This is a genomic window from Nocardia asteroides, from assembly GCF_900637185.1.
Lineage (GTDB): Bacteria > Actinomycetota > Actinomycetes > Mycobacteriales > Mycobacteriaceae > Nocardia > Nocardia asteroides.
Genome location: NZ_LR134352.1, coordinates 918,386 through 930,425, shown reverse-complemented (window position 1 = coordinate 930,425; position 12,040 = coordinate 918,386). Strand labels below are relative to the sequence as shown.

Here is a 12,040-nt window from a genome sequence, read left to right as displayed (position 1 = left end):
GGTTGCGGTCACTGTCGGAGTCTCTTTTCGGCGGCTAGCACTGCGGCTGCCGACGCGGCCCCCAATGCGGAACCGGCGAGCACGTCGGAAGGGTAATGCACGCCGAGCACGACCCGCGAAAGGAGCATCGGCGGCACGAGCACCGCAGGCAAGGGTAGCCCGGTCAACCTGCCGAGCAACACTGCCGCCGCCGTGGTGGACGTGGCGTGTGACGACGGGAAGCTCAATTTGCTCGGCGTCGACACGTTGACCTGCACCGCGGGGCTGTTCGGGCGCGGGCGCCGCACGATCCGCTTGATCACGATCGACGCGGCGTGCGCGCCGACCGCGCCGACCGCGACACCGGCCCACTGCCTGCGGCGCGGCTTGTCGACCAGCCAGCCCGCCGCGGCGATACCGACCCAGCCCAGCGCGTGCTCACCGAAGTGCGACATGCCGCGCGCGGCCGACACGACGGCCGGGTTGGTGCCGATGGTCGACTGCACGGTGTTGATGATGCCGACCTCGAGCGGCACCTCGATGTATTCGCCCTCGCCGCACGCGCAGGCGCACTCGCCGCCGCAGCCTTCCTCGGCCAGTTCCAGCTCGGGCAGTTCCGGGTTGATCGCGTTCACTTCTCGGTTCCTGTCTGGCTGAAGACCTTCTCCCACGCGGCCGGGCTGGTGAGCTCGGCGTGCGCGGCACGGTAGCGCTGCTGCATCTCCGGGAAGCGCGCGGTGAGCTCCTTGCGCAGGCGCATCGCCTCCTTGAGCAGCTCGGCCGCCTTGCGCGGGTCGCGCTTGCGGTAGACCACGCCGCGGCCGTCGGCGGTCGTCACGGTGACGCCGTCGACCTGGGACAGCAGGAACCACCGCGCGTCCAGCGTCGGCACGTTCAGCTGCGGTGTCTCGTGCGCGGCCGGATCGGCCTTGCGGAAGTTGTGCACCACGCCCTTGGCCAGGCGCGCGACCTTGGCGATCGGGTTGCCCGGCTCGCCGACCGCGCCGACGCCGTGCCGGTTGGCCAGCGGCAGCTCGGTCGAGGACGGCAGCACCACCGCGTCCGGGAACTGCTTGCGCATCCCGTGGATCTTGCCCAGCGCGCTCGGCAGCAGGTCGAACAGGCCCTCCGGCCCGGCCAGGAAGTCGCGGATCGCCTCGTTCTGGATGGCGACGGTCGAGTACTCCAGGCACAGCAGGTGCTTGAGGGTGGCCTTGACCGTGTTCACGATCATCGGCTTGCCGTCACCCGGCAGGTGCAGCGAGGCCACCACCAGGCGGTTGCGCAGGTGGAAGTAGGCCTGCCAGTCGATCGCGTCGTCCTTGTCCGACCACGCCATGTGCCACACCGCCGCACCCGGCAGGGTGACGGTCGGGTAGCCGGCGTCGCGGGCGCGCAGGCCGTACTCGACGTCGTCCCACTTCAGGAACAGCGGCAGCGGCTGACCGAGCTGCTCGGCCACCTGCCGCGGGATCACGCAGGTCCACCAGCCGTTGAAGTCGACGTCGATGCGCCGGTGCAGCAGCTTGGAGTTGTCGCGGTCCTTGAGCGGGTACTTCGAGAAGTCGTGGTCGTACTCGACGTTGGGCGCCGAGGACCACATGAAGATCCCGCGGTCGACGACCTCGCCCATGCTGTGCAGGTGCGAGCGCTCCTGCAGGTTCAGCATCTGCCCGCCCACCAGCAGCGGCGACTTGGCGAAGCGGGAGAACGCGAGCGCGCGCAGGATCGAGTCGGGCTCGATCTCGATGTCGTCGTCCATGTAGACGATGTACTCGGCGTCGGTCTTCAGCGCCTCGAACATGACCCGGCTGTAGCCGCCCGACCCGCCCAGGTTGGGCTGGTCGCAGATGGTGAGCCGCTCGCCCAGGGTGGCCGCGGCCTCGGTGAAGCCCGGCTCGTCGACGACCTTGCGGTTGCCCTGGTCGGCCACGATCACCGCGGCGACATTGCCGAGCACCAGCGGGTCCGAGCCGAGCGCGGCCAGCGTCTTGACCAGGTCGGTGGGCCGGTTGAAGGTGGGCATGCCGACCGCGATGCTGCCGGTGCCCGGCGCCTCCTGCGGGGCGTACCAGCCGCCGGCCAGCAGCGTCACCGCCGTGTCGGTGGTGATGTCGAACCAGAGCCAGCCGCCGTCTTCGAACGGGCCGAGGTCGGCCTCGAACTCCACGAACACCGAATCGGCACCGGTGTCCACGGCGAATTCCTTGCCCTGCACGTGGATTCGCGAACCGTCGGCCTTGGAGCGGTAGACGTCGACGCGGCCGTGCCCGGCCAGTTCCAGCCGCAGCACCACCGAGTTCAGCACGCTCCAGCGCCGCCAGTAGCTGGCCGGGAGCGCGTTGAAGTAGGTGCAGAACGACACCTCGGACTCGGCGCCGATGGAGAGCGCGGTCCGGCTGGTGGCGTGCGCACGGCGCGCGTTGGTGGTGGATTCCTCCAGGTAGAGGGTCCGCACATCGAGCGGTTCACCCGGTCGCGGCAGGATGATCCGCTGCAGCAGCGCCTTGGCTCGCGTCTCGGTCTTCACCTCGTCCAGCACCGGCTGCGCGCTCACGCTGCGTCCTTTCTGGCGTGCTCGGGCGCCCTGCGTGGTCCGCCCGCTTCCTCCGGCCGCCTTCACCGGGCGCTTCTCGGCCGGCTGAGCCGGTCCGGGAGCGGCCTCCTCCGGGCGCTGATCGGTCACGCCTGGTCCACCAGTGCCGCGCCGGACTCCAGGTGCGGGCGCAGCACGTTCTCGAACATGCTCAGCGCCGAACCGATCGCCATGTGCATGTCCAGGTACTGGTAGGTGCCGAGACGACCGCCGAAGAGCACCTTCTTCTCGGCGGTCTCCTTCTTGGCGAGCTCGCGGTAGGCCAGCAGCTTGGCCCGGTCCTCGGGGGTGTTGATCGGGTAGTACGGCTCGTCGCCGGTCTGCGCGAAGCGGGAGAACTCGCGCATGATGACCGTCTTGTCGGTCGGGTAGTCGCGCTCCGGGTGGAAGTGGCGCGGCTCGATGATGCGGGTGTACGGCGCGTCGGCGTCGTTGTAGTTCATCACCGAGGTGCCCTGGAAGTCGCCGATCTCGAGGACCTCGGTCTCGAAATCGATGGTGCGCCAGCCCAGCTCGCCCTCGGCGTAGTCGAAGTAGTGGTCCAGCGGGCCGGTGTAGACGACCGGCGCGTCCGGGCTGGCCGCGACGATCTCGTCACGCACGTCGAACCAGTCGGTGTTCAGGCGCACGTCGATGAGCTCGGAGGCGGCCATGTTCTCCAGCCACTTCGTGTACCCCTCCTTGGGCAGGCCCTCGTAGGTGTCGTTGAAGTAGCGGTTGTCGAAGGTGTAGCGCACCGGCAGGCGGGTGATGTTGCCCGCGGGCAGTTCCTTCGGGTCGGTCTGCCACTGCTTGGCGGTGTAGTCGCGCACGAACGCCTCGTAGAGCGGGCGGCCGATCAGCGAGATCGCCTTCTCCTCGAGGTTCTGCGCGTCGGCGGTGTCGACCTCGGCGGCCTGCTCGGCGATCAGCGCCTTGGCCTCCTCCGGGGTGAAGTAGCGGCCGAAGAACTGCGAGATCAGCCCCAGACCCATCGGGAACTGGTACGCCTGGCCCTTGTGCAGGGCGAAGACCCGGTGCTGGTAGCCGGTGAACTCGGTGAACTGGGTGACGTAGTCCCACACCTTCTTGTTCGAGGTGTGGAACAGATGCGCGCCGTACTTGTGGATCTCGATGCCGGTTTCCGGTTCCGGCTCGGAGTAGGCGTTGCCACCGAGGTGGTAGCGGCGATCGATCACCAGCACCCGCTTGCCCAGCAGGTTCGCGGCGCGTTCCGCGACGGTCAGGCCGAAGAAGCCGGAGCCGACCACGATCAGGTCGTAAGCAGAATTATCGGAGTTACCCGGGGACGATGCGACGGTCACGGGTGCCCAGCGTATCGGAAGACGCCGAATTGTCCCGGCGGAGTCACCAACCAGCCCCTGAGCAGGGCCGATACGTTCGACTCAGCGCTACTGCTATCCCGGCCCGTGTCCGAGCCCCGGCTGCCCACCGGATCGGGGCCCACTGTGACCGGCACCACCCGCACGCCGCGTCGCGACCGCGGACGCACAGAGCAACACGAGCATGAGGAACGCGAGCAAAGCTCCTGCCCCCACCAATCGCAGCCCTGCATCAGTCCCGTCGGGCGGGCAGATCGCCCAGCCCGTATCGGCGCAGACGTAATCCACCATCCCGGTGTATACCGACAACGTCCAATCCGAATCCCGCAACCTGCTGCCCACTGCGACCGTGTTCATCCCGAGATACCCGACCGTGAGGATGCCCACCAGCAGTCGGCCCCGCCGCACCCGCCGCCCCAGCATCACCACGGCGGCTATCCACAACACCGCCGCGACCGAATGCAGCGCTGTCGCGGTGAGAATCCGCTGGCTCATCCACTCGTTGCCGGGAAACCGAGTGTTCGCCTTCAAGCCGACCACCACGGCCATGACCGCATACCCGGCCAGCAGGATGGCGAATGCGACGGTAATCCGATCCAGCAGAATGCCCAGCTGAGTCGCCTGGCTCCCCGGAGGCCGGACATCCGTCTGGTCGCCATCCAGATCTGGTTGGCCGTGTCCACTCGCCGACGGTGCGTGCATACGGCCCGTACCCGGCGTGTTCCACCACTCCCCGTTCGCCTGGCCCTGCCCGCCGTGCGACGGCACGGGGGTGTAACCGAGGGGCTGGCCGGTCGGCGCACTGGTGTCGTAGTGGGCGGTCGCCGGAGCCGGGGCACCCGGGGCCCGCACGGAAGCGGGGTGGTGTGGATCGGGGCTGAGGGGTTGGCTCATCGACGTCGCCCATCCGGCAACGCGCGACCCGGGCGCATCCAGCTCGTCGCCACCGAAGTGAGCAGAAGGGCGAGCACGAGCAGCCCGAGCGCCAACCCGGTGCGGGCGAGCCATGCTCCCGCCAGGCTCGAACCGGCGGCCAGCGTGTCGATCGCCTCCATGTTCAGCGATGTGGATGCCACCGCCAAGACGGCGACGAGCGCGCGGCTGTATCCGACTTGCTGGGCAACCAGCAGTCCACCGGCTCCCCAGAACATCACGAACAGCACGTAGCTACCGGCGATTCCCGACATCTGTTCGTTCGTCTCCGACCCACTGTCGGCTTCCGAGAACACGAACCCGTTGATGGCGGCGATCGCCGAGACGCCGGCCAGAATCAGCGAGAGCAATCCGGCCGCCCGATGCAGAGGCACCACTGAACCGACGGTCGCCGGAGGACGACGTGGGCTCACCTTCCGCTGGTTCGACGGCCGGGGTGGCCGGTTACTCGGCGCCGCCCGCGGTGGCCGGGTGGCAGATGGTCGGCGGGTGGCCGACGGCGGCTCGGGCCGGGTGGCCGACGGCGGCTCGGGCGACTGGTAGTCGGCGCGGGGCGTGAGCCACCACTCCCCGTTTCCGGCGCCCGCCGGTTCCGGAGCTGGGTCGTAGCGCACGGTCGGTGGTGCCGGTGGCATGGAAACCGGTTGGCCCGCAGCGGCATCCGGAGTGTTGCTGCTCATGCGACGATCCCCCCTGCGAACTGTCAGTAGTACGGGTAGGGAGCGTACGCGGGCTGACGACCTGCGCGGATCCAGCGGCCGGTGGAGGGGGCGGCGGCGAGGGTCAGGATGAGGAGGGGGATGGCGGCGGCCACCAAGCCGGCGATCAGGGCAGGGCCACCACCGGAGTCCGCGGCGACGGCGACCGAGATCGCGCCGACCAGCAGGCCCAGCGAGGACAGGATGATCAGCAGGACGCGGCCCGCGGTCTTGCGGCGGAACAGCAGGATCGAGCCGAGCAACCACAGCAGGCACGGAACGCTCGCGATCGCGAAGCCGGCGATGGTGCCGGAGCGGGCGCTACCGTCCCGATAACCTGCGGTGTCCATCTCGCTCGCGATGGCGATTCCCATGCCGCCCAGCGCGATCAACGACAACAGCAGCGACAGCACGGCGGCCGTGATCGCGGTGCCGCCGCCGGCACGGGGCTGGGGGTAGCCGTATCCGGGGGCGTAAGCCGGTGCGGCGTAACCGTATTCGGGACCGTATGGCTGGGGCGCGTAGCCCTGCTGGGCGTACGGGTCGATGCCGTACGCGGGTTGCTGCGGGTAACCCTGTGCCGCGTACGGGTCGTGGCCCTGCTGTGGGCCATACGGATATCCCATTCCAGTCCCCCCTCGTGGAGCCGTGTCGATCGCCGACTATACGGTCGATCCGGCGCCGGGCTCGGTGGCGGCGAGCGTGTAGTCCGCCGTCGGGCGCACCGCGGCGGCGGCCAGGGCCAGCCCGCTGAGCAGCACGACGATCAGCGCCGCCTGCCAGTTGTGGATGACGATCGCCGTCACCGCACCGGGTACCCCGCCGAGCCCGATCGGAAGCCACTCGCTCACCGGCTTGTCGGCGAACCAGTGGATCCCGTACTCCGGGTCGTAGTTCACAGCGGTGGCGAGCAGCCCGAGCAGGCCGAGCGCGACCTGCGTGCCCGCGGCGACGATCACGATCCACCGGCCGGTCTCGTCGCGGCGCGCGAGGAGCACCCCGCCGTAGCCGAACGCGGCCGCGGCGAGCAGCGCGCCGAGTGTGGTGAACAGGGTGAGCGAATCGTCGAGCCGGTCGGGATCGTCGAAGAAGGCCCGCACCAGCAGCACCGCCCCCAGCAGATTCGTCACGGCGAGCACTCCGGCGACGCAGACGGCGGCGATCGCCGTCACGTCACCGATCTTCGTCTTCGTATCCTGCACGACCATTGGTCGAATTTATCCCGTGTCGGGTCGGCGTGTGGTGGTCCAGCGGCGCGTCGGTTCGATCACGCTGAGCGCCAAGATGACCGCGTTGAGCGCCAGCCACCAGTCCAGCGGTCCGAGCCGCCACCCGTGGCCTGCCCCGTTGAGCACTACCACCAGCAGCGTCGCCCCGGCCATCACCGCCGACATGGTGACCAGGATCCGCCTGCCTAGCAACCGCCGCCGCAACAGCAGCACCGCCCCGAGCAGGTACACGACGCCGAGCCCGCCGACGATCCCCGCCGCCGCGTAGTCCAGCTCGATCACCCGCCCGAACGCCCGCGCCACCGCCGTCCCGGTCGCCACCACGATCCCGGCCACCCCGACCAGTACGCCGAGCCACCCCGCCACCAGCGCGGTCACCCGAGATGGCCGTACCTCATCCACCGCATTCCCCGCTACCACTCGTCATCGCCGTCAGTTATACGGCGGAACGCGTCCGGCATCCATCCACCGCCTGGTACCCGGCAGCAACGCCGCCACGAGCACGCCGCCCGCGCCGAGCGCGAGCCCGACCTCCACGAGCACCAGACCCATGCTTCCCCCTCGCGACCGCGCGCTCGTGCGCCGGTGTCGGGCAGCCTACCTTCGCCGACAGCCGCGCCGGACGACGTTGTCCGGACGCGGCTGTTCTCTATTTCCCGGTCGCACGCGGGGTAAACCGGGGTCAGGCGGGGTGAGCGGCGACGTAGGCGCGGAAGGCTTCGAGGATGTACTCGGCGGTGCGGTCGCCGTGCACGTCGTAGTTCTTCCGGAAGCGCGGGTCGGCGACGTACATCTCGCCCAGGTTGAGCAGGTACTCGTTGGTCACCGGGCGTCCCTGGGTGCCGTCGCCGAGCCAGGCGCGGTGCCTGGCGACGATCGCCTGGACGGTCTCGCCCTCGACAGGCAGCCCGGCGGCATGCGCCTTGCCGAAGTCGGCGGCGATGTCGAGCTGGGTCTGCAGGAACTCCTGCTTGTCGGCGTCGGAGAGCGAACGCCACCAGCGGTCGCCGCTCTCGTAGGCCTGCTTGCCCCAGCGTTCGGTGACCTCGTCCTTGTACTGAGTGTGGTCGAAGCCGTCGAAAACCTCTGCGGCCATGAGTGGTTCACCTCTTTCGGTCTTGTGCAACGTGGTCGACACCGATTCGATCTGCCGTGCGATCCGGTCCTGTTGCTGCCGCAGCAGATCCAGGTGGGTGCGCAGGGCGTCGGCGGTGTCCTGTTCACCGGCGAGTACCTCGGCGATCACGGGGAGGCCGAGGCCGAGTTCGCGCAGCAGCAGGATGCGCTGCAGGCGAACGAGGGAGTGCTGGTCGTAGTAGCGGTAGCCGTTGGCGCCGATCCGGCTCGGCGCCAGCAGCCCCAGCTGCCCGTAGTGGCGCAGCGTGCGGCTGGTGGTGCCCGCGGCCTTCGCGAGCTCCTGGATGGCCCATTCACCCGCCATGACCAGCTCCTTTCGTCGGTGATACCAGTCTGCAAGTTGACGCTACGTCAAGGTCAACCCCGATATTCAGAACCCGATCTCGACCTCGACGATGTCGCGTTCGGTGTACATCCGCCAGTACTCGGCACCGAGTTCGGCATTGCCGATCCGGGGCAGCACCAGCCCGTCCGGAATCAGCTCCGGCTGGGCGTCGATCTGCGCCTGCACGGCGCTGTCCTGGATGAGCGCGCCGATCGCGAGCAGCCCCGCGTAGACCCCGGTGCCGTCGAGTTCGGCGGCCAGCTGCCGCACATAGGCGCGCTGGGCGCCGAGGGCGACACCCATATTCGCCAGGTAGGGCTGCAGATTCGTCTCCGAGGCGCCGGAGGAGAACAGCAGCGTGCCGTGTCCGCGCGCGAGCATGCCGGGCAGCAGCGCCCGGGTGAGCTCGATCGACGAGTACACCTTGAGGGCGAACGGGAGTTCCAGCGAGGCGGCGTCGACGGCGCGGGTCGACTCGGCCCGGATCGACATCCCCGCGGCGGCTGCGTGCACGGCCACCTCGATCGGCCCGAGCTTGCCCTCCACCCTGGTGACGACCTCGCTCAGCTGCGCCGGATCGGTGATGTCGGCCGCGAACGGCTCGGCCTCGATGCCGTCGGCCCGCAGGGCGGCCACTCGTTCGGCCGCCCGTTCGAGGTCGCGCCCGATCGCGGCGATCCGAAAACCGTTGCGGCCGAACTCCCGTGCCGTGCCGGCGCCGAGGCCGGGTCCGTATCCGAAGATCGCGAGCGTGCTCATTCGATGACCTCACTAAGTTGAGGGACGGTTCAAGTTTCCCGCAACCTAGCACTAAGTTGAACCATGGCTCAAGATATCCGCGCAGGCCGGATTTGTAGGATCGGCGAATGCCAGAGGACAAGCCGTTGCGCAGCGACGCCCAGCGCAACCGCGACGCGCTGGTCACCGCGGCCAGGGAACTGTTCACCGAACGCGGCCTCGACGCGCCGCTCAAGGACATCGCCGCCAGGGCGGGCGTCGCGATCGGCACCCTCTACAACCGCTTCCCCACCCGCGACGAACTCATCGCCGCCGCCGTCGCCGACCGCGTCGAGGCGGGCACCCGCATCGCCGAACAGGCGCTCGAGCTCACCGACCCGTGGGAATCATTCGTCCACCTGGTCGAAAAGATCTGCGAACTCCAAGCGAGCGACCGCATCCTCGGCGAACTCGCCCTGCGCAACGCCCCGAGCGCCGCACTCGAACGAGCCCGCGAGCACGGGCACGGCCTGATGCGCCGCATCATCACGCGCGCACAGGAATCCGGTGCGCTACGCGACGACTGGACGCTCGAGGACATCGCCTTCATCACCTGGTCCCACACCAGCGTCGTCACCGCCACCGCGTCCGTCGCCCCCGACCTCTGGCGCCGCAACCTCGCCCTCATCCTGGACGGCCTCCGCGCGAAAGCCGCCCACCCCCTCCCGGTCCCAGCCCTCACCGAGGACCAGCTGATGCGCGCGATGCGCGGCCGAGACGCATAACCGGCGCGTCCGTTCTCGGAGACGAGATCCACGGTCCTTCGCGTCAGGTGTTTTCAGACGCATCGGCGAGGGCGCGAGCAACGGCCGGCGTTTGCATCATCTCGCGAATCGCGTCGGCGAACTTCGGGGCCTGCGCGGCTTCGAGACGCGCGGCGAGGTTGAACGGCTTGCTCAGTCGACGGTAGTACGCGATCTGGGCGAGTAGCGCTTCGCGAACCGTGGCGATCGAGTCCCGGTGGACGAGCATCAGAAAGTCGTCCGAGGTGAACGCCTCATAGCCGAGGTGATCGTCGTTGGCGACGGCGAAGTCGTGAAATCCGCGATCATCGGTGACGACATACTCGACCCCGCCGCGCTCGGCGGCGGCGTGCAGGTGCGCGTCGCACTCGTCGGTGTATTCGAGGTCGGGGTCGATCTCATATCCACGAATCCGGCCGTGTTCGGCAACTGCGATGATGCGGTCCCGCACTCCTCCGATCTGAGGATCGGAGAAGTGCGGGTGCTTCTTGCGCAGGTGGTAGACGAGCTCCGCCAGGATGTCCTCGGTCCAGCGCAGATGGAACAGCGGTGGACCGGGCCTGGTGGCCAGCAGGCAGATCCAGTCTCTCAGCGTTCGCGAATACAGCACGTTCGCGTCCGGCAGCACGTGGGGAGCTCGTGAACTCACCTGAGCGACAATAGGTGCCGGTGCCGACCGCTGGTCTCGGACTGTCAGTAGTCGAGACCCTCCGCCTCTTCGAAGTCACGAAGTTCCTGCAATGCCGCGCGTTGACGCTGGCGCAACCGATCCCGGTAGGCGAGAACGTCAGCCGTGTCGAGTCGGGTGTGGGTTCCGACCTTGTGCGCGGCGATCCGACCTTCCCGGACCAGTTTCATCAGCGTCGGCCGGGAGATCCCGAGCAGACCCGCTGCCGAGGATGTGGTCAGCTCGTCGGGCATCGACCCGACCGTCACCGTCCCGCCCGCGGCGACGATTCGCACCACCTTGGCGAGAATCTCCGCCAGTTCATCTGGCACCACCGACCGCAGGGCCTTCGTGTCGAAAGCACCGGCCTGCGACACCTGGTCGGGTGTCACCGTCAGCGTCGTCCTCCCGACACCGCTATCGACCACCGCGTTCATCGTCTCGGACCTCCTGCTTGTATTGCACCAACCGTAACCCCCTTTCACTTACAAGTGCAACACCAATCGAAGTGCGGTTGATCAGGTCGACCCCACAGGCCGCTCACGGCCGGGAGGTGAACTCCCGGCCCTGACCTCTACTGTCGACGCGGACTCAGCGGGGTGCGGGTTCCGGAACCTGGTGGGGGGCGGGGAGGATCGCCATCTTGGTGAGGGCGGTGGGGGTTGGGTCGGGGGTGGTGGCGGTGGGTTCTTTCGGGGGGATCTGGCCGAGTACGGTGCCGGCGAGGGCGATGAGCAGGCCGAGGATCTGCCAGGTTGTGAGGGCCTGGTTCAGGGCGATCCAGCCGATGACGGCTGCCGAGACGGGGCTCAGCAGGCCGAGGAAGGCTACCGAGGTGGCGGGGACTCGGGAGATGCCGCGGAACCAGAGCCAGTAGGCCAGGGCCGTGCCGATGACGCCGAGGTAGAGGTAGCCGCCGACCGCCTGCGCGTCCATGGCGGGTGGGGCGCCCTCGATCAGCAGGGCCAGGGGCAGGATGAGCAGGCCGCCGGCGGTGAGCTGCCAGCCGGTCATCGCCAGCGGGCCGACGCCGTCGGGGCGGCCCCACTTCTTGGTCAGCACGGTGCCCGCCGCCATCGACGCGGCGCCGGCGAGTCCCGCGACCACGCCGATGAGGTCCAGCTCGGCGCTACCGCGCAGCACCACCAGGGATACGCCGAACACGCCGATCACGCCGGCCAGCACCTTGCGCCGGGTCGGCGCCTCCGACAGCAGGACCGCCGCGAAGCCGAGGGCGAACATGGGCGCGACCGCGCCGAGTACGCCCGCGACGCCGCCGGGCAGCCGGTAGGCGGCGAGGAACAGCAGGGGGAAGAACGCGCCGATGTTGAGCACGCCGAGCACCGCGGCCCGGCCGAGCCAGGCGCCGTGCGGGAGCACCCGGGTGAGCGCGAGCAGCGCCAGACCGGCGGGCAGGGCGCGCAGGAGGGCGGTGAACAGCGGGCGGTCCGGCGGGAGGAACTCGGTGGTGACGGCGTAGGTGGAGCCCCACACGATGGGGGTGAGTGCGGTGAGCGCGAGGGTGCCCGCGTAGCCGGACGGGCGGGTTGCGGTCGTCATGTTCACTCCTGATTGATAATCTCAACATTGAAATATCTACCCGCCGGGATGCCTCAGCGTCAAGTAGATGAATG

14 protein-coding genes are annotated in these 12,040 nt (G+C 68.9%); 1 reads left to right on the top strand and 13 read right to left on the bottom strand.

Annotation, left to right across the window (positions count from 1 at the left end; all coding sequences use genetic code 11):
* Positions 1-8: 8 nt before the first annotated feature.
* The 10 genes from EL493_RS04500 to EL493_RS04455 form a co-directional block, all read right to left on the bottom strand.
* A complete protein-coding gene (locus EL493_RS04500) occupies positions 9-521 on the bottom strand; it encodes a phosphatase PAP2 family protein (RefSeq protein WP_030201761.1) in 513 nt (170 codons plus the stop codon).
* Between the two features lie 89 nt (positions 522-610).
* The gene (locus tag EL493_RS04495) at positions 611-2,536 is read right to left on the bottom strand and encodes a glycosyltransferase (protein WP_019044405.1); all 1,926 of its coding nucleotides are present in this window, start codon (positions 2,534-2,536) and stop codon (positions 611-613) included.
* A gap of 125 nt (positions 2,537-2,661) precedes the next feature.
* Positions 2,662-3,879 carry a UDP-galactopyranose mutase gene (glf, locus tag EL493_RS04490; RefSeq protein ID WP_022566533.1) on the bottom strand — a complete coding sequence of 406 codons (1,218 nt, stop codon included), beginning with the start codon at positions 3,877-3,879 and terminating at the stop codon, positions 2,662-2,664.
* A gap of 93 nt (positions 3,880-3,972) precedes the next feature.
* Positions 3,973-4,665, bottom strand: a complete 693-nt coding sequence (locus tag EL493_RS04485; protein ID WP_126405555.1) for a hypothetical protein — start codon at positions 4,663-4,665, stop codon at positions 3,973-3,975.
* A 122-nt stretch (positions 4,666-4,787) separates the two neighbouring features.
* Positions 4,788-5,207 (bottom strand): hypothetical protein, encoded by a 420-nt coding sequence (locus EL493_RS04480; protein WP_040872704.1) that lies wholly within the window; start codon positions 5,205-5,207, stop codon positions 4,788-4,790.
* 326 nt (positions 5,208-5,533) lie between these two features.
* A complete protein-coding gene (locus EL493_RS04475) occupies positions 5,534-6,154 on the bottom strand; it encodes a hypothetical protein (protein WP_019044401.1) in 621 nt (206 codons plus the stop codon).
* Between the two features lie 36 nt (positions 6,155-6,190).
* A complete protein-coding gene (locus EL493_RS04470) occupies positions 6,191-6,736 on the bottom strand; it encodes a hypothetical protein (RefSeq protein WP_019044400.1) in 546 nt (181 codons plus the stop codon).
* 9 nt (positions 6,737-6,745) lie between these two features.
* On the bottom strand, positions 6,746-7,135 hold the full coding sequence (locus EL493_RS32175) for a hypothetical protein (protein ID WP_019044399.1): 390 nt from the start codon (positions 7,133-7,135) through the stop codon (positions 6,746-6,748).
* 304 nt (positions 7,136-7,439) lie between these two features.
* Positions 7,440-8,198 (bottom strand): MerR family transcriptional regulator, encoded by a 759-nt coding sequence (locus EL493_RS04460; protein WP_019044397.1) that lies wholly within the window; start codon positions 8,196-8,198, stop codon positions 7,440-7,442.
* Positions 8,199-8,264: 66 nt separating this feature from the next.
* Positions 8,265-8,978, bottom strand: a complete 714-nt coding sequence (locus tag EL493_RS04455; RefSeq protein WP_019044396.1) for an SDR family NAD(P)-dependent oxidoreductase — start codon at positions 8,976-8,978, stop codon at positions 8,265-8,267.
* A 107-nt stretch (positions 8,979-9,085) separates the two neighbouring features.
* Here EL493_RS04455 and EL493_RS04450 point away from each other — a divergent pair, with 107 nt between their 5' ends.
* On the top strand, positions 9,086-9,721 hold the full coding sequence (locus EL493_RS04450; protein ID WP_019044395.1) for a TetR/AcrR family transcriptional regulator: 636 nt from the start codon (positions 9,086-9,088) through the stop codon (positions 9,719-9,721).
* Positions 9,722-9,764: 43 nt separating this feature from the next.
* Here the strand turns inward: EL493_RS04450 and EL493_RS04445 are convergent, their stop codons facing one another.
* From EL493_RS04445 to EL493_RS04435, 3 genes are all read right to left on the bottom strand, one after another.
* Positions 9,765-10,367 (bottom strand): PIN domain-containing protein, encoded by a 603-nt coding sequence (locus EL493_RS04445; protein WP_019044394.1) that lies wholly within the window; start codon positions 10,365-10,367, stop codon positions 9,765-9,767.
* 65 nt (positions 10,368-10,432) lie between these two features.
* On the bottom strand, positions 10,433-10,843 hold the full coding sequence (locus tag EL493_RS04440) for a helix-turn-helix domain-containing protein (protein ID WP_022566536.1): 411 nt from the start codon (positions 10,841-10,843) through the stop codon (positions 10,433-10,435).
* Between the two features lie 154 nt (positions 10,844-10,997).
* Positions 10,998-11,966, bottom strand: a complete 969-nt coding sequence (locus tag EL493_RS04435) for an EamA family transporter (protein WP_051719468.1) — start codon at positions 11,964-11,966, stop codon at positions 10,998-11,000.
* Between the last annotated feature and the right edge of the window lie 74 nt (positions 11,967-12,040).